The 22419-nt window shown below is 68.0% G+C and carries 22 protein-coding genes and 1 riboswitch; of the genes, 11 read left to right on the top strand and 11 right to left on the bottom strand.

Translation table 11 applies throughout. The features are described from left to right. The first annotated feature begins 74 nt into the window (after positions 1-74). The 5 genes from QH196_RS21620 to QH196_RS21600 all read left to right on the top strand — a co-directional run bounded on the left by QH196_RS21620 (position 75) and on the right by QH196_RS21600 (position 5460). Positions 75-1085 carry a dihydrolipoyl dehydrogenase family protein gene (locus QH196_RS21620; RefSeq protein ID WP_432279529.1) on the top strand — a complete coding sequence of 337 codons (1011 nt, stop codon included), beginning with the start codon at positions 75-77 and terminating at the stop codon, positions 1083-1085. A gap of 9 nt (positions 1086-1094) precedes the next feature. Next, the gene (gene pdhA / locus QH196_RS21615; protein WP_280417632.1) at positions 1095-2249 is read left to right on the top strand and encodes a pyruvate dehydrogenase (acetyl-transferring) E1 component subunit alpha; all 1155 of its coding nucleotides are present in this window, start codon (positions 1095-1097) and stop codon (positions 2247-2249) included. Between the two features lie 22 nt (positions 2250-2271). Beyond that, complete coding sequence (locus QH196_RS21610) at positions 2272-3255, top strand: alpha-ketoacid dehydrogenase subunit beta (RefSeq protein ID WP_280417636.1); 984 nt, start codon at positions 2272-2274, stop codon at positions 3253-3255. Positions 3256-3277: 22 nt separating this feature from the next. Continuing rightward, entirely contained in the window at positions 3278-4522 is a 1245-nt protein-coding gene (locus QH196_RS21605; protein ID WP_280417631.1) for a dihydrolipoamide acetyltransferase family protein, read from the top strand. Positions 4523-4743: 221 nt separating this feature from the next. Next, a complete protein-coding gene (locus QH196_RS21600) occupies positions 4744-5460 on the top strand; it encodes a histidine phosphatase family protein (protein WP_280417630.1) in 717 nt (238 codons plus the stop codon). 139 nt (positions 5461-5599) lie between these two features. Here the strand turns inward: QH196_RS21600 and QH196_RS21595 are convergent, their stop codons facing one another. The 6 genes from QH196_RS21595 to QH196_RS21570 all read right to left on the bottom strand — a co-directional run bounded on the left by QH196_RS21595 (position 5600) and on the right by QH196_RS21570 (position 12031). Beyond that, positions 5600-6712: an acyl-CoA dehydrogenase family protein gene (locus QH196_RS21595; RefSeq protein ID WP_280417629.1), complete on the bottom strand. Its 1113-nt coding sequence runs from the start codon at positions 6710-6712 to the stop codon at positions 5600-5602. Continuing rightward, positions 6709-7914, bottom strand: a complete 1206-nt coding sequence (locus tag QH196_RS21590) for an acyl-CoA dehydrogenase family protein (RefSeq protein WP_280417628.1) — start codon at positions 7912-7914, stop codon at positions 6709-6711. Before QH196_RS21590 ends, QH196_RS21595 begins: the two co-directional genes overlap by 4 nt. A 1-nt stretch (position 7915) precedes the next feature. After that, entirely contained in the window at positions 7916-8695 is a 780-nt protein-coding gene (locus tag QH196_RS21585; RefSeq protein WP_280417627.1) for an enoyl-CoA hydratase/isomerase family protein, read from the bottom strand. Between the two features lie 5 nt (positions 8696-8700). Continuing rightward, complete coding sequence (locus tag QH196_RS21580; RefSeq protein ID WP_280417635.1) at positions 8701-9645, bottom strand: acyl-CoA dehydrogenase family protein; 945 nt, start codon at positions 9643-9645, stop codon at positions 8701-8703. A gap of 442 nt (positions 9646-10087) precedes the next feature. Then, positions 10088-11323 carry an acyl-CoA dehydrogenase family protein gene (locus QH196_RS21575; RefSeq protein WP_280417626.1) on the bottom strand — a complete coding sequence of 412 codons (1236 nt, stop codon included), beginning with the start codon at positions 11321-11323 and terminating at the stop codon, positions 10088-10090. 60 nt (positions 11324-11383) lie between these two features. Beyond that, the gene (locus tag QH196_RS21570; protein WP_280417625.1) at positions 11384-12031 is read right to left on the bottom strand and encodes a TetR/AcrR family transcriptional regulator; all 648 of its coding nucleotides are present in this window, start codon (positions 12029-12031) and stop codon (positions 11384-11386) included. A gap of 36 nt (positions 12032-12067) precedes the next feature. Between QH196_RS21570 and QH196_RS21565 the strand changes: the two genes are divergently transcribed. From QH196_RS21565 to QH196_RS21545, 5 genes are all read left to right on the top strand, one after another. Next, positions 12068-13369, top strand: coding sequence for an acyl-CoA dehydrogenase family protein (locus QH196_RS21565; RefSeq protein ID WP_280417624.1), 1302 nt, complete (start codon positions 12068-12070; stop codon positions 13367-13369). A gap of 26 nt (positions 13370-13395) precedes the next feature. Continuing rightward, entirely contained in the window at positions 13396-14382 is a 987-nt protein-coding gene (locus tag QH196_RS21560; RefSeq protein WP_280417634.1) for a phosphotransferase family protein, read from the top strand. Positions 14383-14453: 71 nt separating this feature from the next. Then, positions 14454-15230, top strand: coding sequence for an enoyl-CoA hydratase-related protein (locus tag QH196_RS21555; protein ID WP_280417623.1), 777 nt, complete (start codon positions 14454-14456; stop codon positions 15228-15230). After that, entirely contained in the window at positions 15215-16198 is a 984-nt protein-coding gene (locus QH196_RS21550) for an NADPH:quinone oxidoreductase family protein (RefSeq protein ID WP_280417622.1), read from the top strand. The genes QH196_RS21555 and QH196_RS21550 overlap by 16 nt, the downstream gene beginning before the upstream one ends. Positions 16199-16318: 120 nt before the next feature. Further along, the gene (locus tag QH196_RS21545; protein WP_280417621.1) at positions 16319-16882 is read left to right on the top strand and encodes a dihydrofolate reductase family protein; all 564 of its coding nucleotides are present in this window, start codon (positions 16319-16321) and stop codon (positions 16880-16882) included. 116 nt (positions 16883-16998) lie between these two features. On the opposite strand, the gene QH196_RS21540 is transcribed toward QH196_RS21545, so the two are convergent. Beyond that, the gene (locus tag QH196_RS21540) at positions 16999-17817 is read right to left on the bottom strand and encodes an LLM class F420-dependent oxidoreductase (protein WP_280417620.1); all 819 of its coding nucleotides are present in this window, start codon (positions 17815-17817) and stop codon (positions 16999-17001) included. 113 nt (positions 17818-17930) lie between these two features. Further along, positions 17931-18827 carry a bile acid:sodium symporter family protein gene (locus QH196_RS21535; protein ID WP_280417619.1) on the bottom strand — a complete coding sequence of 299 codons (897 nt, stop codon included), beginning with the start codon at positions 18825-18827 and terminating at the stop codon, positions 17931-17933. Positions 18828-18905: 78 nt separating this feature from the next. Next, a riboswitch (FMN riboswitch) is annotated at positions 18906-19064 on the top strand. A gap of 75 nt (positions 19065-19139) precedes the next feature. Here QH196_RS21535 and QH196_RS21530 point away from each other — a divergent pair. After that, entirely contained in the window at positions 19140-19589 is a 450-nt protein-coding gene (locus QH196_RS21530) for a 6,7-dimethyl-8-ribityllumazine synthase (RefSeq protein WP_280417618.1), read from the top strand. On the opposite strand, the gene QH196_RS21525 is transcribed toward QH196_RS21530, so the two are convergent. The 3 genes from QH196_RS21525 to QH196_RS21515 all read right to left on the bottom strand — a co-directional run. Next, positions 19562-21136, bottom strand: coding sequence for an adenylate/guanylate cyclase domain-containing protein (locus tag QH196_RS21525; protein WP_280417617.1), 1575 nt, complete (start codon positions 21134-21136; stop codon positions 19562-19564). The two genes, QH196_RS21530 and QH196_RS21525, sit on opposite strands and share 28 nt — an antisense overlap. Before the next feature lie 168 nt (positions 21137-21304). Then, positions 21305-22021 (bottom strand): ABC transporter ATP-binding protein, encoded by a 717-nt coding sequence (locus QH196_RS21520; RefSeq protein ID WP_280417616.1) that lies wholly within the window; start codon positions 22019-22021, stop codon positions 21305-21307. Further along, positions 22014-22419: ATP-binding cassette domain-containing protein (locus QH196_RS21515; RefSeq protein ID WP_280417615.1), on the bottom strand; the 406-nt coding region annotated here is incomplete at its 5' end. The genes QH196_RS21520 and QH196_RS21515, both read right to left, overlap by 8 nt.

The raw sequence follows: 22419 nt of genomic DNA, 5'->3' as shown, positions 1-22419 counted from the left end.
CGCCCGGCCGGTCACCGCCCGCTCCCGCCGCCCCCCCCCCCCCCCCCCCCCCCCCCCCCCCCCCCCCCCCCACGATCGGTGCCACCGATGTACTCGTCGCCACCGGATCCGTTCCGGTGCAGCTCCCGGTTCCCGGCGCGGATCTGCCCGGCGTCATCACTTCCGACGGTGCGTTCGGGCTGACCGAGGTACCCGATCGACTGGTCGTCGTCGGCGGTTCGGCCGTAGGAGTGGAATGGGCGGGCCTGTTCGCGGCGTTCGGTAGCGAAGTCACCGTGGTGGAGCTACAGGATCGGCTGGTGCCCGCCGAGGACGCGGAGATCGGTATCGCGCTGGGTCGCGCGTTCGGCAAGCGCGATATCTCCGTGCTGACCGGATCGACCGTCACGGCCCTCACGCAGGCAGGGAGCTCGTTACGGGTGAGCGTCGACGGCCGGCAGGCCCGCGATCTCGATGCCGATGTGGTGCTGGTGGGCGTGGGCCGCCGGCCGAATACGACCGGACTCGGGCTGGATACCGCCGGAGTGGCGACGGACGCGCGCGGCTTCATCCGGGTCGATGATCAGCTGCGGACGAATGTCGAGCATATCTGGGCGATCGGGGACGTCACAGGAAAGGCACTGCTCGCCCATGTCGCCTCCCATCAGGGGATGACCGCCGCCGAAGTGATCGCCGGGCGCGATACCCGTATCGACTACACCGTGATTCCCGCGGCAACCTTCACCCATCCCGAGGTCGCCGGGGTGGGCCTGACCGAGGATGCCGCCCGCGCCGCCGGGCACGAGATCGTCACCGCCAAGTTCCCGTTCTCGGCGCTGGGCCGCGCCAAGACATTCGGCGATACCGAGGGGTTCGTGAAGATCATCGCCGGAGCGCGGCACCACGAGGTCCTCGGAGTGCACATCATCGGCCCGTCGGCCAGTGACCTCATCGCGGAGGGTGCGCTGGCGATTTCGCTGGAGGCGACGCTGGACGAGCTCGCCGGCACCATCCATGCCCACCCCACATTCGGCGAGATCGGTATGGAGGCAGCCCTGAGCGGGCTCGGCCTGCCGGTACATATCGCCCCCGCCCGGAAGCGTTGAGGAGAGCTCGTGACGACCAGCGCCACGTCCCGCAAGACAACCCGCCCGGCCGGACCGCAAGCCCCGGCCGAACCCGCCACGACCGCGAATCCGGCCGGCGGTACCGCGGCGGCCGTCGAGGCCGGTGGAATCGACGCGATCGACCGCCGGATCGCCGCGGAGGATCCGAACACCCTGCGCAGCCTGTTCAGCGACATGCTGTTCGTGCGCCGTTTCGAAGAACGCGCCGCGCAGAGCTACCAGCAAGCGAAGATCGGCGGCTACTGCCATCTCAACCTGGGTGAGGAGGCCACCGTCGTCGGCATGGGTGCGGCGATGCGCCCCACCGACTACCTGTTCACCAACTACCGGGAGCACGGGTACGCGCTGGCCAAAGGGATCGAGCCGGGCCGCGTGATGGCCGAACTCTACGGCCGTTCCACCGGCACCTCCAAGGGCTGGGGCGGTTCGATGCATATGTACGACACCGCGACACGTCTGCTCGGCGGCTACGGCATCGTGGGCGGCCAGATCCCGCTGGCCGTCGGGGCCGCGCTCGCCATCGACTACCGCGGCGGCACCGATGTGGTGGTGTGCCAGATGGGCGAGGGGACCACGAATATCGGCGCGTTCCACGAATCGCTGAATATCGCGGCGCTGTGGCGTCTGCCGATCGTCTTCCTGGTGATCAACAACCAGACCGGTATGGGCACCACCGTCGAGAACTCCTCCGCCGAGCCCGATCTGTGGAAACGCGGCGCCGCGTATCGGATGCGGGGTGAACGAGTGGACGGTACCGACGTACTCGCCGTCCGGGATATGGCGAGCGAGCTGATCGAAACGGCTCGGCGCGAAGGCCGGCCGGCGCTGCTGGAGACGACCAGCTATCGCCTCAAGGGGCATTCGGTGGTGGACCCCGCGAAATACCGTACAGGGGAGGATGTCTCGATCGCGCGCGACCACGATCCGATCACCCGCTGGCAGCGCCGGCTGCTGGACGCGGGTGTGCTCACCGAGCAGTCGCTCTCCGATATCGAAGCCGAGGTGGCCGCGGGGGTGGCCGCCGCGGTCGAATTCGCGGAGGCGAGTCCGGATCCGGAGCCGTCGAGCCTGTTCGACTACACCTATGCGACGCCGGTGGCGCACGACTGCCGCCGCCTGCCCGCCGACCCGCTTTTCGCCTGACAAGGACTTCCCTGTGGCACTCATGACCTACCGCGAAGCGCTGCGCGAAACTCTTCGGGAGGAGATGCGTCGCGATGAAGACGTGTTCCTCATCGGGGAGGAAATCGGCATCTTCGAAGGCTCCTACAAGATCACCGCCGGGCTGCTGGCCGAATTCGGCGAAAAGCGGGTTCGCGATACTCCGATCGCCGAGGAGGGATTCGTCGGCGCGGCCATCGGGGCCGCGATGCTCGGTCTGCGCCCGGTGGTGGAGCTGATGACGATCAACTTCTCGCTGCTGGCGCTGGACCAGATCGTCAACCACGCGGCCAAGATCTACGGCATGTTCGGCGGGCAGACCAGCGTTCCGATGGTCATCCGCACCCCGGGCGGGGGTGGCCAGCAGCTGGGGGCGACCCATTCACAGAACATCGAGCTGTACTACGCGTTCGTCCCCGGCCTGAAGGTGGTCGCGCCGAGTACGCCGGCCGATGCGCGGGCGCTGCTCAAAGCCGCCATCGCGGATGACGATCCGGTGCTCTTCCTGGAGAACCTCGCGCTGTACAACACCAAGGGGGAAGTTCCGGACGATCATGTGGTCGCGGAGATCGGCAAGGCGGCCATCACCCGTCCGGGCAGCGATATCACGCTGATCGGCTACTCGCGGATGGCGACGGTATGCACCCAGGTCGCCGAACGCCTCGCAGGCGAAGGGATCTCGGCCGAGGTGATCGATCTGCGCAGCCTGCGCCCGCTGGACCGCACCACCCTCGTCGATTCCGTACGCAGAACCGGCTGCGCCGTGATCGGCGAAGACGACTGGCTCACCTACGGGATCGGCGCCGAAATCGCCGCTTCCCTCTCCGACGGCGCCTTCGACTATCTCGATGCGCCCGTACGCCGGGTCGCCATGGCCGAGATACCCCTGCCCTACGCCAAGCCGCTGGAACGGCTCGCGCTGCCGTCCGCCGATTCGCTGTACACCGCCGCGGTGGAAACACTCGCGGCCGTGGGCACGCGACGCTGAGACCGGAACCGGAGGACGAGAAATGCCTGAAATCACGATGCCACGGCTGTCCGACACCATGGAGGACGGCGTCATCTCCGCGTGGCTCAAGCAGGTCGGCGACCGGGTGACCCGCGGCGATGTGCTCGCCGAGATCGAAACCGACAAGGCGCTCATGGAACTCGAGGCCTACGACGACGGCGTGCTCGAACGAATCATCTTCGAGGCGGGTGCCCGCGTGCCCATCGGCGAACCGATCGCCGTGGTCGGCGACGGAAGCGGGACAACAGCACACACACAGATTCCGGCCCGCGCCGGTACATCGGGCACTTCGGCACCGCAGGCCGGTACCGGGGACGGCCGGCCCGGTGGAGGTGCCGACGTGCCCGCGGGCGAGACCGGTGCACGGACGAAGTCCTCTCCGCTGGCCCGCAAGGTCGCGCGTGAGCTCGGCATCGATATCGCCACTGTGGCCGGTACGGGGCCGCACGGACGTGTTGTCCGCCGAGACGTCGAAGCCGCGGGCCGAGCAGGTGTGTCCGAGCCGGTGGTCGCGCCGGCGGCCGGTGAATCCGAGACGGCCGCGCCGGCGGGCCTCGACGCCGACGAGGTGGCGCTGACCACCATCCAGCGGATCTCGGCCCGACGCCTCACCGAAAGCAAGCAGCAGGCACCACATATCTACCTGACCAGCGCTATCGATGTGACCGACCTGCTGGAATTCCGCACCCGGCTCAACACGACGCTCGCGGAAACGGACGCGGGCAAGGTGAGCATCAACGATCTGCTGGTCAAGGCTGTCGCCGCGACCCTGCGGGCGCATCCGGCCGTCAATGTCTCCTTCGCCGGTGACAAGCTGTGGCGGCATCGCGGGGTGCACCTCGGGATCGCGGTGGCGACACCGGCGGGCCTGATGGTTCCGGTGATCCGCGACGCCGATCGCAAGAGCGTATCCGAGATCGCCGCGGAGTCCGGCGACAAAGCCGCACGCGCACGGGACCGCACACTGGGCCCCGGCGAAATGGCGGGCGCCACGTTCACCCTCTCCAACCTGGGTATGTTCGGTATCGAGCACTTCACCGCCGTGATCAACCCGCCCGAGGCCGCCATCCTGGCCGTCGGCGCGATCACAGACGAATTACGCTCGCACGGCGGTCAGGTGGCCGGCCGGAAGATACTCCGCGTCACCATGTCCGCTGATCACCGTGCAATCGACGGGGCCGTCGCCGCACAGTTCCTGGCCGGCTTGAAGGGACGGCTCGAACAACCGCTGCGCATCGTCGTCTGACAGGTGCGGATCGTTCCCGTCCGACACCGATCGCTCCGGCTGGATCGTCGCCGGGCTGCGGTACAGCCCGGGGGCGAGTAACTCGCTGCGGTCCGCTCGAGTACCCGGAATGTCATTCAGTGGGACAGGGATCTTGGGATTCTCTCGCGCTGCCCTTAGCGTCCCGGTTCTGGCCACTCCTACGTTCCGGCGTGGCCCGTATGTCTCCTGGAGGAGTCCCTGTGAATCTGATCAAATCCCGCCTGTCCGCGATGATCGGAGCGGTCATCGCGGCGACAGCGATTCTCGTAGCCGGCGGCGGCAACGCCGTCGCCGCACCGCAGACCGGTGAAATGTTCCTCACCTTCATCCGCCACGGCGAATCGGCGGGCAATGCTTCCGGCCTGATCGACACATCCACCCCCGGCCCCGAACTGACCGACAAGGGCTGGGCCCAAGCGGAAGCGGTTGCCGGGTTCCTGTCCGATTGCAAATTCGACGGTATCTACGCATCGAAGATGATCCGGACCCAGCAGACGGCGCAGCCGACCTCGGACCAGTGTGACAGCCCAGTAACTGTCGAGCCGGGTCTCCACGAAATCGAGGCCGGCATCTACGAGGGCAAACCGGAGCACGAGGCCGGCCAAGGCTACTTCGAAGCACCGATCCAGTGGATCCAGGGCAATCTGGACGCCCGCATCCCCGGCTCGATCAACGGTCACGAGTTCAAGAAGCGCATGGACGACTCCATCCGGGATATCCAGAACCGCGGCAGCAAGCGTCCGATGATCTTCTCGCACGGCGGTGCCATCATGATCTGGACAATGCTCTCCGTCTCCGACCCCGACCTGAGCAAGCTGCAGAACGACCCGTTGCAGAACACCAGCCGCGTGGTTGTGAAGGGCACCCCGGATAAGGGCTGGCGGCTCGTCTCCTGGGACGGCACCCCGGTCGGCTGAACCGGACAGGTTGTCCCCCGGCCCTCTGCGCGTCGGTCGGGGGACATCGCCGGTCGTCCGGGTGCCGACCGAGGCCACGGTGAACCGGGTCCAGTGGGCGGCGTGTTATCGGCACCCTGTGTTGTCGTTTCCGGCGAGGTCACCGATAACGAGCGCCGAGTTCGCGGCGGTGGTCGGCGGGAGAGCCGTACAGGGATCGGTTGAGGGTGGCGCGTTTGAGGTAGCGGTGGACTCCGCTTTCCCAGGTGTAACCGATTCCGCCGTGCAGCTGCATCGCGGCACCGGCGATCCGGACCGCGGCTTCACCGGTGAATGCTTTCGCCATGCTCACCGCCCGGCTGCTGTCCGGGGCGCCGGTGACCACGGCGGTCGAGGCGGCGGTGACCAGTTGGCGGGCGATGGTCAACTCCACCAGCATGTCGGCACAGGCGTGTTTTACCGCTTGGAAGGAACCGATGGGGCGGCCGAACTGTTCACGGACCCGGGTATAGCCGACGGTCGCATCCAGCATGGCGGCCGCGAGACCCAGGCTGTCGCAGGCCACCGCGAGGACGGCGCGGTCGTAGAGAAGGCGCAGGGGGTGCGGTGCGCCGGGCGCGAACGGGACGAACGATTGCTTCGCCAGGGCCACGCCCAGGGCGGTGACCTTGCCGAGTGAGCGGGTTTCGTCGACCACCGGAAGCTCGGTGATCTCCAGTCCCGCGGCACCGGGTTCGACCAGGGCGACACCGAGGGCACCGTCGGCGGCCCGGGCAGGAATCAGCAATACCGTGGCCGCTGGGGCGTAGAGGACGAAATCCGCCGACCCTGATAGCAGGATCGCCTTACCGGTTTGGACCAATTCGAAGGCGGGTACTATGCCTCCGGTGCCGGCACAAGCCGTTTCGCCGCCGGCCGCCGGCACCATATTTCCCGCGAGTACCGCCACGGGGCGAGCAGTTCCCGCGACGGTTTCGCACAGTACGACGTCGCGGCGGGTAGTCGGTTCCAGTAAGCAGAGGGCACCGATACCCGCCGCGGCGACGGCGGGATACGGGGTGCGGGCCGCCGCCCGGCCGATCTCTTCCAGCAGGATCGCGGTTTCGGTGAATGTTGCTGCTGTGCCGTCGAATTCGTCCGGCACCTCGAGCCCCGTCCACCCCGCGCGGGCCACCGCGGACCATTCGACCGCCGCATCGCCGGTCTTACCGAGCAGTTCCCGCGCCACGGTGCGCAGTTCGTCGTGGAATTCGGCGAAATCGTCGCTCATCATGCTCCCGCCGGTTCCCTGGGCAGGCCCAGTCCGCGTTCACCGATGATCGTGCGCTGGATTTCGCTACTGCCACCGGGGATCGTCCATTCCCAGGAGCCGACGAAATCCAGGACCCAGGCGCCGGATTCCCAGCCGCCCGACATCGGCTTGCGCAGGACGGTCTGGCCGGGCAGCCCACTGATTTCGGCACCGAAATCGGTCATCCGCTGCAAGAGTTCGCTGTAGTACAGCTTGACGATGGAGGCGTCGGCGGGGCCGGCGGTGCCGGCGTCGTGGCGTTCGACCAGATCGCGGCAGAGTGCGCGGAGGCCGGTCAGCTCGGTTTCCAGCCGGGCCAGCCGGTCGGTCGTCCGGGGATCGTCGAGGGCGGACCGGCCGAGGGCGCCGGGTTTGCGGCATTCCCCGACCAACCAGCCGAACCCCGCATTACCGAGGCGTTCCGCGAGTTCCAGCATGGTGAGACCGCGTTCGGCACCGAGGGTCTGTTGCGCCAGCTGCCAGCCGCGGTTCTCGGCGCCGAGCAGGTTCGCGGCGGGAATCCGCACGTCGTCGAGGAAGATCTCGCAGAAATGCGATTCACCGGTGGCCTGCCGGATGGGCCTGACTTCGACCCCTGGGCTGCGCATATCCATCAGGAAATAAGAGATGCCTTGACGTTTGGGGGCCTCCGGGTCGGTCCGGGCCAGCAGCAGGCACCAGTCGGCGTATTGGGCGCCGCTGGCCCATACCTTCTGGCCGGTGACCAGGTAATCGTCGCCGTCGCGCCGGGCCGCGGTGCGCAGGGCGGCCAGATCGGAGCCCGCGCCCGGTTCGGAGAATCCCTGCGCCCAGAGTTCGCCGTCGAGGATCGCGGGCAGATGCCGTTTGCGTTGCTCCGCGGTGCCGCCGGCGAGCAGGGTGGCGGCCGTGTGGTGGATGGCGACGAACGCCAGCACCAGCCGGGGGGCGTCGTGCGCCGCGAGTTCCTGGTACAGGACGATCTGTTCGGGGATCGGCATACCGCCGCCGTATTCGCGGGGCCAGTGCGGGACGGCGTAGCCGGCGGTACGCAGTTCCTGGAACCAGGCCTGCTGGAAGTCGACGAATTCGGCGTCGGTGGCGCCGGTCTGGGCGGTGCGCCATTCGGCCGGCACGTGCGTGCGGCACCAATCCCGCACGGTGGCGCGGAAATCCGCGAGATCGGTGGAGGTTTCGGCGCCCACGTTATCGCCGCGCCCGTTCGCGCAGAGCTTCGAGGCGCTCCCGGTGTTCCGCGGATTGCATAGTGACCACCTCGGCCGCGAATCCGGCTTGCAGCGGACCGGCCAGGGCCTGCGAGAGATACATGTTCACCACCCGTTTGGTGCTACTCAGCGCGTTCTGCGGTTGTTTCGCCAGGCGTTCGGCGAGACGGTTCGCGGCCGGGAGCAGATCGGCGGCGGCCACCATCCGGCTGGCCAGCCCGAGTTCCACCGCCGTGGCGGCATCGATCCGGTCACCGGTGTATAGGTATTCGCGGGTGCGCAGAATCGGGGTCAGCAGCGGCCAGAACGCGGCACCGCCGTCGCCGGCCACCAGCCCGACCGCCACATGCGGGTCGGCGAGATGGGCGCCCTCGGAGATGAGGACGATATCGCAGAGGATCGCGATACTGGCACCCAGCCCGACCGCCGGGCCGTTGACCGCGGCGATCACCGGCAGCGGGCAGCGCAGCAGTTCCTCGATGATCTCCGCGCCTTCGCGGATACTCTCGTCGCGGGCCACCGGATCGTCGAGGAACGAGGTGATCCAGTCCAGGTCGCCGCCGGCGCTGAACGCCCGGCCCGCCCCGGTCAGGATCACCACCCGCGCTTCGGTATCGGCCGCCAGCTGCCGCCACACCTGCGCCAGCGCCCGATGCAGGTCGGCGTTCACCGCGTTCAGCTCGGCCGGCCGGTTGATGGTGACGGTGCGGATCGGTCCGGCACCGGTGACGGTGAGGGCCTCCGGCAGGTCGTATCGCATAGGTCTCACACCCCCATCGGGTCGGAGAACAGGCCCGCCAGCCCGCGGCGGCCGATCCGGCCGGTCAGCGCCTGCTCGGTGCCGACGGCGGCGAACGGCAGGCGCCGCAACGGAAGACTGTAGCGCGACAGCCAGGACAGCGTGGTCTCATCGCAGAACCCGGCCGCCCCGTGCAGCTGATGTGCCACCCGGAACACGATATCGGCCGCCTCGATCGCGGCCAGGCGTAAGGCGAGGGCATCGCCGAGCGCGTCGGGACGCCCGGATTGGATGCTCCACAGGGCGTACCGGGCGAGCAGGTCGACTCCCCGCCGCTCGACCTCGGCCTCGGTGAGCTGGAACTGCACACCCTGGAATTCGGCCAGGGGCCGCCCGAACTGCTCCCGGATCCGCACATGGGCCCGGGTCAGCTCGAGGGCCCGGGCCAGCATGCCCAGCAGGGTCCAGCACGGGAGGGTCAGGGCGAGCGCGAGGTCCGCGGTGCCGTCCCCTGCCAGGGGCCGGATGGTCAGCGGGACGACGAACGCCGACTCCCGCGCGGATTGCGAAGTCCCGGACGGGGTCGCCACCCCGAGCTCCCCCGCCATGGACACGGTCGCCCACCGGAGGTCGGTGCCCAGCACCGGGCCTGCGGGTTCCGGCCCGGCAACCACGATCAACCCGTCGTATCCCGGCTCATCCGGCCGCGCCAGCCGTTCCGCCACCGGGTACGGAGCCGCCCAGTACCCGCCCGCCCGGCACACCGCCGCGGCCGCCTCCAACTCCACCGGATCACGCCGCGGCGCCAGATCCCAGACACCGAGCTCACCGAGCACCGGCTCCACCCTCTCGCCGCGGCTGCCCGGTGCCCGTTCCGCCCGCTGTACGAGTTCATCGCCCCCTGCCGCGCCGAGCGCCCGCACCACCGCACGGCCGAATTCCTCGGCCTCCGCAGATAATTCGAGCCGCAGCTCGTTGTCTTCCCGCGCCGAAACGCGGTGGCCATCGATCGTTGCGCCCCCGGCCCCGGGGGCACCGGAGCGCGTATCCCGCCGACTGGGTGTACTCACGCTGTCCTCCTCCGCCGGACGCGGTAGCCCTGCCGGTTGTGGGCAGCTCGCGCGTCCTCCTGCGTCGTCCGCGCCCGCTCGGCCCGCGAACGATCTTCGGTCACACCACGGACCCGGACCCGGACCCGGTGCCGATGCCGATGCCGGGTCGATCGCCCGGACCCGGAACCCGGGTCCCGACCAGCCAGCGCACCGTATGCCGTCTGCTCATCGCACAGTCTCGCCACGAATCCGGCGCCGCTGGCCCGACCGGCCACGGCACAAGCCACCGGCTCGCCGCGGCACTCCACCACGAAACCGCCACCACGCGCCGTGGGGTCGGCTGCCGCGGCGGGTGAACCTGTCACGACCGGACCTGCCCGGTCACCGGCCCGCGGTTGTTCGCGCGCTCGGACACCGCCCGGCCCGGCCGTCCCGCGCCGGTACCCCTGGCCGGGTCTGCGAGCAGTTCCCGGGCCAGCAGGATGCGCTGCACCTCGATACTGCCGGAGGCCACGGTGGCGGCATTGGCGTAGCGCCAGTGGTCGTGAACGGCGCGCTGGAACCGGCGCCTGTCATCCGTATCGCCGGGTACGGTCGCGGCCAGTTCCACCAGCACTTCGGCGCTTTCCTGATCGAGCCGGGTCACCGCGATCCGATAGGCCGCCGCGTCGCCCGGCGCGACCGTGCCCGAATTCTGCAGCGAGAGCACCTGGTAGGCCAGCAGCCGGGCCCGGCGGCAGCGCATCAGCATGCGCGCCCAGCGGCCACGCAAAGTCTCCGGGATTTCGTCCCACTGTTCACCGAGAACTCCGGGCGCGGTGTGCAGAAGCCGTTCACAGCGGGCGTAGCGGGCGATACCGACCCGCTCGAAGGCCAGCACCTCCTGAACCACCGACCATCCGTTGTCCACTTCACCCAGCACATCGGCCTCGGTCGCCCGGACGCCGTCGAAGAACACTTCGTTGAGGTGATGCGGCCCGAGCATTGCGTCGATCGGCCGGACGGTGATTCCCGGATCGGACATCGGCAGCAGGAAAACCGTGAGCCCCTGCTGTTTACGTCCTTCGTGCGAGGTGCGTGCCAACAGGAAACACCATTGCGCCATGGTGGCGTAGGAGGTCCAGATCTTCTGCCCCGAGATGGACCAGCCGTCACCGTCGCGCCGGGCGGTGGTGCGCAGCGAGGCGAGATCGGAACCGGCCTCGGGCTCACTGAATCCCTGACACCAGATGACCTCCCCGCGGGCGATCGGCGGGAGATGTTTGCGCTGCTGTTCGGGCGTTCCGTGCCGCATGATGGTCGGCCCGACCCAGTTCACACCCATATATTGCGCGCCGCGCGGTTCGTGCTGCGCCCACATCTCCTCGCGCACCACGGTCTGTTCCCAGATCGAGGCACCGCGCCCGCCGAACTCCTGCGGCCAGGCCAGGCACAGCAGACCGCGTTCGGCCAGAGTGGCGCAGAAGCGCTGAGCGACTCCGAGATCCGCGGGATCATCGGTGAAGGCACCCAGATAGCCGGCGGGGACCTCGTCGGCGATCAACCGGCGTAGCTCGCCGCGGAGCTCCCCGGCGGCCGCCCCCATGGTGAAGTCCATGGGCGTACATTACGTCAATCCTAACAAGGATTGCAATGTTTACCTGGTTGCGGTAGACCGCTATCGAGCTTCGGCGGCGGCCACCGAGAGACAGAATTCGGCCAATCGCTCGACTTCCTCCGATGTCGGCTCGGTGTTCGACCACAGATACTCCGACAACTTGCCGACGATCGCGTAGGCCACCAACCCCGCACAGAACTCCGGCCCCCGCACCCCGAGCTCTTCGAACGGCTCGTACAGCAGGACCGCGAGTCGTTGCGGCGCCGAACCGGCCTGCCCCGACACCAGGTCCACGCCGAGCGCCCCGGTCTGACACAGCACCGCCCGGGTATCGGCCGCGCTCGCCGGTTCCGCCTGCGCCAGGATCGCCGCCACCCAGGTCCGCACCCGCCGCTGCGGACCCGTTTCCTTCGACATCCGGTGCGCGACGTAGTCCGCGAGCCGTTCCACGCCGTCCGCCAGCACGGCCGCCATCAGCGCATCCTTCGACCGGAAATGGCGATAGAAGGCGTCGTTGGACAGCCCGGCGGCGGCGACGATATCGGCGACCCTGGGGCGGGTATTCGGACCACCCCGCCGCACCTGATCGAGCGCGGCATCGAGGAGCCGGCGGATCTCGCCGGCGTATTCGGCCTCCCGCCCGGCCACCGCCTTCCGGGCGATCCGCCCGACCAGCCCAGACTCCGGAAGAATTGCATTCTTGTCCACAAGAAGGATATTCTCACCGAACGAGAGGAGCCGCAAATGGCATGGGATTTCGAGACCGAACCCGACTTCCAGGCAAAGCTGGACTGGGCCGATACCTTCGTCCGGGACGAGGTCGAACCCCTGGATCTGGTGTGGCCGCATCAACAATTCGTCCCCCTCGAGGGTGCCCGCCGAGCGGCGATAGATCCGCTCAAACAGCGTGTGCGCGAACAAGGCCTGTGGGCGACCCACCTCGGCCCGGAACTGGGTGGTCAGGGATACGGGCAGCTGAAATTGGCGCTGCTCAACGAGATCCTGGGCCGTAGTTCCTGGGCGCCTATAATTTTCGGCTGCCAGGCCCCCGATACCGGTAATGCCGAGATCATCGCCCACTACGGCACCGAAGCCCAGAAACAGCGGTACCTGCAGCCGCTGCTCGACGGCGAACTGTTCTCCTGCTATTCGATGACCGAACCGCATGCGGGCGCGGATCCCACCCTGTTCCGCACCCGCGCCGAACGCGACGGCGACGACTGGGTGATCAACGGCCGGAAGTTCTTCTCCTCCAACGCCCGTACCGCATCGTTCCTGATCGTCATGGCGGTAACGAATCCCGACGTCAGCCCCTACAAGGGGATGTCGATGTTCCTGGTGCCCGCCGACACCCCCGGTATCGAGATCGAACGCAATATCGGACTGGCCGGCGAACCGCTGAACGACGGCTCGCACGCACTCATCCACTACAACAATGTCCGGGTCCCCGCCGAATCGCTGCTCGGCGGGGAAGGCCAGGCGTTCGTCATCGCCCAGACCCGGCTCGGGGGCGGGCGGATCCATCACGCCATGCGCACGATCGGACTCGCCCAGAAGGCCGTCGATATGATGTGCGAACGCGCGCTGAGCCGGGAAACCGCAGGCAGCCGGCTTTCGGATAAACAATTCGTCCAAGGCTATATCGCCGATTCCTACGCCCAGCTGAAACAGTTCCGGCTGCTGGTACTGCACACGGCGTGGGAGATCGACAAGTACAACGACTACAAGAAGGTTCGCAAGGATATCGCCGCGGTGAAGGTCGTGATGCCGACCGTCCTGCACGATATCGCCTGGCGGGCCATGCAGGTCCACGGTGCCCTCGGCACCACCAACGAGATGCCGTTCTTCACCATGATCCACGGCGCCGGGGTGATGGGGCTGGCCGACGGGCCCACCGAGGTGCACAAGATGACCGTCGCCAAACAGGTGCTGCGCGACTACCGGCCCAGCGACGACGACTGGCCGACCGAATGGATTCCCCGGCGGCTCGCGGCGGCCCGCGCCAAGTACGCCGAATACCTGGACACCGAGGCGGAGAACCTGTGATCGACTTTGCGCCACTGGCGAATTGGATGGACGAGTCCGGGCTTCCGGGCAAAGGCGAACCGCTGCAGACCCGGCTGCTGTCCGGCGGTACGCAGAACGAGATCTACGAGATCACCCGCGGTGAGCACCGGTGCGTACTGCGCATACCGCCGGTACACGCACCCGCCGACCGGGACAAGGGCATCCTGCGGGAATGGCGGATCATCGAAGCCCTGGACGGCACCGATGTACCGCATACTCCCGCCGTCGCCGTCTGCACCGATACCGCCGTGCTCGGCCGCACCTTCTACCTGATGGGTTTCGTGGACGGCTGGTCGCCGATGGACCATCGCCGGGTCTGGCCGGCGCCCTTCGATACCGACCCCGCCGCCCGCGCCGGCCTGGCCTACCAGCTGGCCGAGGGTATCGCCCTGCTGTCCACCGTGGATTGGCGCGACCGGGGCCTGCACGACCTGGGCCGGCCGGACGGCTTCCACGAACGCCAGGTCGCCCGGTGGACCGGCTTCTTCGACCGGATCAAAGGCCGCGAACTCGACGGGATGGACACCGCGACCCGCTGGCTGCGCGCACACCGTCCACTGGATTACCGCCCGGGTCTCATGCACGGCGACTACCAGTTCGCCAACGTCATGTACCGCGACGGCGCACCCGCCCGGCTGGCGGCGATCGTGGACTGGGAGATGGGCACCGTCGGCGATCCGAAACTGGATCTGGCGTGGATGGTGCAGAGCTGGCCCGCCGACACCTCCGCACCGGATGATTCCGGGTACGTGGATATGCGCGATATGCCCTCGCGTGATCAGGTGGTGGCGCACTATGCGGAGGTGTCCGGACGCCAGGTCGATGATCTCGACTACTACCTGGTGCTCGCCAAATGGAAACTCGCCATCGTGCTGGAACAGGGTTTCCAGCGGGCGGGCGATGATGTGAAACTGCAATCCTTCGGCCCGATCGTCCCCGAACTCATGCGGTCGGCCGCCGAACTCGCCGAAACAACGGAGTACACGTCATGAACGAGTCAGGCCCGGAGGCGGCAGCGGAACGTAACCACGGAGGGTCCTCGGTCACAACCGATCGACACAGCATGAGCGATGACGAATTCCTGGTCGAATCCCGCGGTGCGGTCACCGTTCTCACCCTGAACCGGCCGCAGGCCCGTAATGCGCTGAACGGGAACCTCATCGCCGGAATCGGCGCCACCGTACTGGCGGCCGAAAAAGATCCCGGGACCCGGGCACTGGTACTCACCGCCGCCGGCGATAAGGCGTTCTGCTCCGGTATGGATCTGCGGGCGTTCTCCGGCGGTGAAGACGTGGGGTTCGGCGATACCCCGGAGAACCGTGCCTTCCAGCGCCTTACCCGCGGCAAGGTGGAGGTCCCGGTCATCGGCGCCGCCAACGGCACCGCGGTCGGTGGCGGCCTGGAACTACTGCTGGGCTGCGATCTGATCGTCGCCGCCGACACCGCGAAATTCGGGCTGCCGGAGGTGCAGCGCGGCCTGTTCCCCGGTGGCGGCGGCACCTATATCGCCGAGCGGATACCCCTCGGGATCGCCCTGCAACTCACATTGACCGGCGACTATTTCACCGCGGCCCGCGGCTACGAGATCGGCCTGTTCAATGCGGTGACACCTGCGGACCAGGTACTCGATACCGCGATCGCGTTCGCCGAACGGATCGCCGCCAACGGACCGTTGGGCGTCGCGGCGTGTAAGGAACTCGTGCGGTTGTCGGTCACCGACCCCGGCAAGGCCGCCGAACGGTTGCGGCACTGGCAGGGTGTGGTGTTCGCCAGCGCCGACGCCAAGGAGGGCGCGATGGCTTTCATGGAGAAGCGAGAGCCGGTGTGGCAGGGGAAGTAACCGTCCGTGCGGTGGTCTGTCCGGAGTACGGGACACCGGACGTCCTGCGAATCGAGCAGCGGTCCGTACCCGTGCCCGGAGAGGGGCAGGCACGGGTACGGGTGCGCGCCGCGGCCGTGAATTTCCCGGATGTCCTGTTGATCGGCGGCAAGTACCAGATCGCTGTACCGCCGCCGTTCGTTCCCGGTAGTGAGTTCGCCGGGGAGATCGTCACCTTGGGTCCCGGTTGCGAGGGCCGCACGGTCGGGGACCGCGTCACCGGCACGGGCCTCTACGGCGCTTTCGCCGACCAGATCCTCTCCCCCGCCGCGAATCTCACGCCGATCCCGGACGGCGTGGACGATCACACGGCGGCCGCATTCGGTGTCGCCTACCGCACCGCCTATCACTCATTACGATCGGTGGCCCGGGTCGGCCCGGGCGAGACCGTGATCGTGCTCGGCGCGGGCGGCGGTGTGGGGCTGGCGGCCGTGCAGCTGGCGGTCGCGCTCGGTGCGGAAGTGGTCGCGGTGGCGGGCTCGGCCGCCAAACTGGCCACCGCCCGGTCCTACGGCGCGACCCACCTGATCGACCACCGCGACGGCACGCTGCGCGAACAACTCCGCTCCGCCGTACCCGACGGTGCCGCCGCGGTCCTCGACCCGGTCGGTGGCGCCCTGTCCGAACCCGCCCTGCGTTCGCTGGGCCGGGGCGGACGTTTCGTCACCATCGGCTACGCCTCCGGGACCGTTCCCCGCATCCCGCTGAACCTGGTGCTGGTGAAAGGTTTACGAATCCTCGGCTTCCAGTTCCGGGATATCGATCCCGGCGAATTCGCCCGCAACGAACTGGAACTCACCGGCCTGCTGACCTCCGGCCGGGTCTCCCCCCATATCGGCGCCGTATTCCCCCTCGAACAGGCGAGGGCGGCACTCCAGGAAGTTGCGCACGGACGCGCGGTCGGCAAAATACTGCTCGATCTGACATGACCACACCGATGAGTCCGGCGTCGCCGTATCGTCCGTATATGGGGAAGGCCAGCTTTCCGAGCCGGCGGCGCGCGCCCCTCGACGTCCTCCGGACAGTCGGCGCGGGGCACAGGAGCGGATATGGGCAAGGTCGCCTGGAGTTTCACAAGTTCGATCGATGGTTTCATCGCCGGACCGGGGCACGATATGAGCTGGCTTTCCGCCGCGGAACCCGCTCCTACCGGTGCCACTGAGCAGATGGCCGCCCCGGTCGGCGTGATCATTTCCGGCCGGGCCGGCTACGACGCGGCGATCGCCCAGCGCGATGAACGCGACGAACTGACCTCCAAGGCCTACGGCGGCGCCTGGTCGGGGACAGAGATCATCCTCACGCACCGTCCGGAGGAACTGGCCGGCGATCCATCCGTGCTCGCGCTGAACTGCGATATCCGGGAAGCCATCCGCCGCGCCCAGGAAATCGCCGGCGACCGGGACATCCAGATCATCAGCGCCGATATCGCCCGCCAGGCACTCGAACACGACCTCATCGACGAATTGCAGGTTTTCGTCGCCCCGGTCTTTCTCGGCGACGGTACCCGGATCTTCGACGTCCCCGGCGGGCGCCGGATCGACTGGGAACTGGTCGAAATCTACGACCACAGCCCACGCAGCTTCGGCCGCGCCTACCGACCGAAGAAGCGCTGAGCCCCGGCGTCGACCGACCGCCTCGGCGGACAGCTCGGTGAACGTTCTCCCGACTCCGCATCGCTGGCTGCGGATGGTCGATTGTCCTGAGCTCGCCCCCCACATATCTGCGGCAATCAGATCAGTTCGGCAAACCGGTCGAGGCGGCGCAGGCTTTCGGGCTCGGGTTCGGTGGGCAGATTGAACAGTGCCTCGTCGACCCCGGCCGCGGCCAGTTCGGCGACGATTCCGGGTTCGGGCGGGACACCGAACATGGTGACCTGCAGAGGGCGATTCGCCCGTTCGCGTAGTTCGGTGATCCGGGCCGGGAGGTTGTCGGTGCCGCGGCCGTAGAGGGGCATCCAGCCGTCACCGAAGTCGAGGACACGGTCGAAGGTGGTCGGACCCGCGCCTCCGACGAGGACCGGCGGGTGGGGTGTGCGGACCGGTTTGGGGTAGGAGAACACGGGGTCGAAATCGACGAATTCGCCGTGGTATTCCGCTTCGTCCTGGGTCCAGAGGGCCTTTATCGCCAGCACGCGTTCGCGCAGCAGCCGCATCCGGGTTTTCGGGTCGGTGCCGTGGTTGCGCATTTCCTCGCGGTTCCAGCCGGCGCCCACACCGAGGACGGCGCGCCCATTCGACACCCGGTCGAGGGTGGCGACCTCTTTGGCCAGGTGGATCGGGTCGCGTTGCACGACGAGCGCGATACCGGTGCCGACGCGCAGTCGTTCGGTGACCGCCGCGGCCGCGGCCAGAGCAACGAACGGGTCGAAGGTCCGGTAGTAGTGGCGGGGCAGTTCGCCGCCACCTGGCCACGGCGAGAGGCGCTCCACCGGGATATGCGAATGCTCGGCCAGGAACAGCGAACCCAATCCGCGCTCTTCCAATGCTCGGCCCAGCACCGCCGGGCCGATACCGTCATCGGTCACGAAAGTCGAGACACCGTATTCCACAGCCCACCTCCTGCACCGGTTCCGAGGAGTGTTACCACGGAACCGAGTATCCACTCTGCCGAGTTCGACTTGTCCGGCGCCGATCATCACGCACCGTGAACTCGGATACGAGCCTATCGAGGAGGCGCAACCCCAGCAGGCACCGAGGCACGGCGGGCACGGTGGGATCTGGCGAACAGGACGGCGGCGATCGACGCGGGAATGTTCATGAGGAATCCGTACAGGCCGGCCGGCACGGCCATCGTTTGGTTGCCGAGCACGGTGGTCGCGATCGTGATGGCCAGCGCGGCATTGTGCACGCCGATCTCCATTCCGGCGGCCACGGCGTCGGCGGGTGCCACCCCGAAGGCCCGGGGCACCAGATAGCCGACGAGCAGGCTGCAGACACAGAGAAGCAGGGCGATCAGCCCCAGATCGCCGAAATGACCGGTGACGGTATCGAATTCGGACAGCAGCGCGGCGGCCACGACGAACACGAGTACACCGGCGGCCGCGATCTTCACGGCGGACTGCCGCCGGCCCGCCCAATCCGGGTAGCGTCGGCGCACCCACATACCCACCGCCACCGGGACCAGGACCAGGGCGAAGACCTGAACGAACTTCGCGGGATGGAAGACGATCGCCGCGCTGTCGTCCAGGAACACCGCATAGGAGACGGCGACCACGAGGGGCAACGTGACCACGGCGAGCACAGAGTTGATCGCCGTCAGCGTGATGTTCAGGGCGACGTTGCCGCCGGCGATATGGCTGAACAGGTTCGCCGAGGTGCCCCCGGGTGACGCGACCAGCAGCATCATTCCGACCGCGAGCACTCCGTCCAGACCGAACAGGTGTATCAGGCCGAAACAAATCAGTGGCAGGACGACGAGCTGACAGACCAGCGCGATCACCGCGGTTTTCGGGTACCTCACGACCCGGGTGAAGTCGTCGGTCGTCAAGGTCAGCCCCAGGCCGAACATCACGATCCCGAGCGCGAGCGGCAACGCTACCGCGAAAAGGGTGGAACCCATATGCGTCCTTCCGACAGTCCAGGCATACCGGAGGGCGCCGTCACCGCGACCGCCGGGTGTTGTTAGAGTCCGCGCTGTACACGTTCTCAGGGCGGGGTGGAATTCCCCACCGGCGGTAATGGCATCCGGGCCGATCCGGAGGCACGAGCCCGCGAGCGCCACCACCCGTGGTGGGTCGAGCAGATTCCGGTGCGATCCCGGAGCCGACGGTCACAGTCCGGATGAAAGAGAACGCGGCAGCGGAGTGCCCGGGCACGGGCCGCTCCTGTTCGCGTTGCCATGCCCTGGGTGACATAGCGAAGAGGAGTAATTATGTCGCCCACCTCGAACCGCATCGCTCTCGTCGCCGCGCGCTGGCACGCCGATATTGTCGACCGGGCGGTGGAATCCTGCCGGTCCGGGCTCGCCGGGCACGGGCTCACCGAGGTCGATGTGATCACAGTGCCCGGGGCGTTCGAGATCCCGCTGCGTATCAAACGGCTGGCCGCCACCGGCCGGTACGCCGCGCTCGCCGGCTGCGCCCTGGTGGTCGACGGCGGTATCTACCGGCACGATTTCGTCGCCTCCACCGTGGTGGATGCGCTCATGCGGATCCAGCTCGAGGCCGATGTCCCGGTGTTCTCGGCGGTCCTCACTCCGCATCACTTCCACGAGCACAGCGAGCATCTGACGTACTTCACGCGGCATTTCGAAACCAAGGGCGCGGAGCTGGCCGATGCCATCGCGGCCACGGTTCAGCTCGACACCGTCGGAGCCCGCTGAACGGGGCGGGCGAGCCGGGTCGGATTGAGCCGGCCGCGTAGGGTCACCGATTCGCCGAGCTGCCAGTGCCCGGCTTCGGTGGCCGCGGCCGCGGTGACCGTTCTGGCCGAGGTGAGCAGCAGGGAATCCTGTTTGGCCAGTTCGCAGAGCCGGGCGGCTTCGTTGACGGCGTCACCGATCACCGTGAATTCGTAGCGCTGCCGGGCGCCGACATTGCCCGCGACGACCCGGCCCTCGGCGATGCCGATCGCCGCCTCGAATTCCGTGCCGGCGGTATCGAGCCTGGCGCGGATGGCGCGGCCACATGCCAATGCCGCGCCTGCGGCGTCGGACAGCTGGGCGGGTGTGCCGAATACGGCCAGTGCCGCGTCGCCTTCGAATTTGTTGAGCAGGCCGCCGTGCTTTTCCACCTCGTCCACCACCACGTCGAAGAACCGGTTGAGGATCGCGACCATCTCGGGTGCGGTCAGGGTCGCGGCCATGGTGGTGGAGCCGACGATATCGATGAACAGTGCCGCGGCCTCGACCTCGGCACCGCCGAGCACGGGCTTGCCGGCCAGTGCGGCGTTGGCGACCTCACGCCCGACATGCCTGCCGAACAGGTCCCTGATCTCTTCTCGTTCGCGGAGGCCGCCGACCATATTGTTGAACCCGCTCTGTAGTTCACCCAGTTCGGTGCCGTCGTAGACCGCGAGCGTGAGATCGAATTCGCCCCGCTCCACCTCCCGCATCGCCCGGCGGACACCACTGATCGGGGCGACGGTCGCGGCCAGTGTCTGGGTCATCAGCAGGAAGCCGATCACGAGGGCCGCACCGCCGAGCGACAGGACGCATACCGCGAGCCGGGTGATGCTCACATCGTCGGTGGTCAGGGCGACCACCGCCACCAGCATCAGACCCGCCACCGGCAGACCCGAACCGACCAGCCACATCAACAGCGAGCGCCCGAAGACACCGATTCCGCTGCGGGCACGCGAGCTTCTCGCCGACAGCACCCGCGAGGTCACCGGACGCAACGCGAACTCGATGATCAGATAGGTACTGGCACAGACCACGATCGCGCTGAACGTGATGCCGAACGCCACTTTGGGGATCAACCCGGGGTCGGCGACTCCGGCCAGCAGCGTGAGCACCACCACTCCCCCGAACCACAGCAACGCCTGCATACGCACCAGCCGTCGCGGCCCCCCCGCGGCGGCGGCCGGCGGGGCCACGGGGGGGCCCGGATCGGGGGCGCGTGCCCAGCCCAGTGCGCCGAGCCCCCGGGCGGTGCCCCACCACACTCCGATCAGTACGGCGACGGCCGCGTACACCGGAGCCGCGACCGCGTCGATCAGGACCATCTTCTCGGTGAACACGGACGGCCCCGGCAGCACGAAACCGATCAGCGTGATCGATACGAATACACCGGCCAGGTTCGCCAGCACAATCGGCACCGTCAACAGCAATTGGATACGAAGCCGCCGAACTCCCGCGGCTTCCTCCTCCCGCCCGAGTAGCCGCGACCCCCATGGTGCCGCCGCGAGTGGGTCGTTGCTCCGCGGCATGTTCTGCCCGCCCTTTCCGGATCCACGCGTACCGAGTGCCGGGCCGACACCCGGAGACAGGCATACCACGCCCGCTACGCACTTCACGATCTTCCGGCGTAGCGATTTCTATGCTCCGCGGGAACAGCCGGTTCGACCGCGGACAGTTGCCGGACCGGGTCTCGGGCACTATGTCGTGGCGCCGTCGAAGTAGGCCGCGGTCAGCTTCTCCCGGTCGGCGAGTAGGTGTTCGGCCGACCCGGACAGCACCATCCGGCCGTGGTTGAACACGATCGCACGGTCGGATACGGCGAGCGCGAGGTCGACATGCTGTTCCACCAGCAGGACCGCGGTACCTTCGGCGCGGGCCAGCTCGCGCAGCGCGGGCAGGATGTTCTGGACGACCATCGGCGCCAGCCCGAGACTCATCTCGTCGACCATGAGGACCTTCGGACGTGACACCAGCGCCGCGGCGATCGCCAGCATCTGTTGTTCGCCGCCGGACAGCAGCCCGGCCTTTCGCGTGCGCAGCTCCGCCAGTGCGGGGAACCGGGCGAGCACCGCTTTCTCCCGGGCCGGATCGTGTTTCGGCGTGGCGAGACGTAGATGATCCTGGACGGTCAAAGGCGGGAACAGTCCGCGGTCGTCGGGGACGAGCCGCATACCCCGGCGCGCCGTCCGGTACGGCCGCCGATGATCGACCGGGGCGCCGAGTACTACCGCCCGGCCGCCCATGAGCGGCAGCAGTCCGGCCAGGGCGAGCAGTGTCGTGGTCTTCCCGGCGCCGTTCGGGCCCAGCAGCGTCAGGACCTCACCGGGCGCTACCGTGAGGTCGATGCCGTCGATCGCGGGTATTCCGTGGTAACCGGCGACGAGGCCGTCGGCGATCAGCACAGCGTCAGACATCTGCCTGCTCCCTCGGTGCGCCGAGATAGGCGGCGATCACGGCCGGATCCACCCGCGCCTCGGCCGGTGTTCCCGAGAAGATGATGCGGCCGAATTCCATAACGTAGATCCGGTCGCACACGCCGAGAACAAGCGAGATGTCGTGGTCGATCAGCAGTATTCCCGGGCCGCGTTCGGCGACACCGCGGATCCGGTCGGCGAAATCGCTGCTCTCCTGGCTGTCGAGGCCGGCGGCGGGTTCGTCCAGCAGCAGGATTCGGCAGTTGCCGACGAGGGCCCGCGCGACACCGGCCAGTTTCTGCCGGCCCAGCGACAGATCCCCGGCCGGGGTGGCGCCCACATCCTCCAGTCCGACCGCGCGTAGCGCCTCGGTGACGGCGGGGTCAACCCGGTTGCGG

The organism is Nocardia carnea (assembly GCF_029868325.1).
Classification (GTDB): Bacteria; Actinomycetota; Actinomycetes; order Mycobacteriales; family Mycobacteriaceae; genus Nocardia; species Nocardia carnea_C.
The sequence above is the reverse complement of the archived record's forward strand: the minus strand, read 5'-3'. Positions and strand labels throughout refer to the sequence as shown.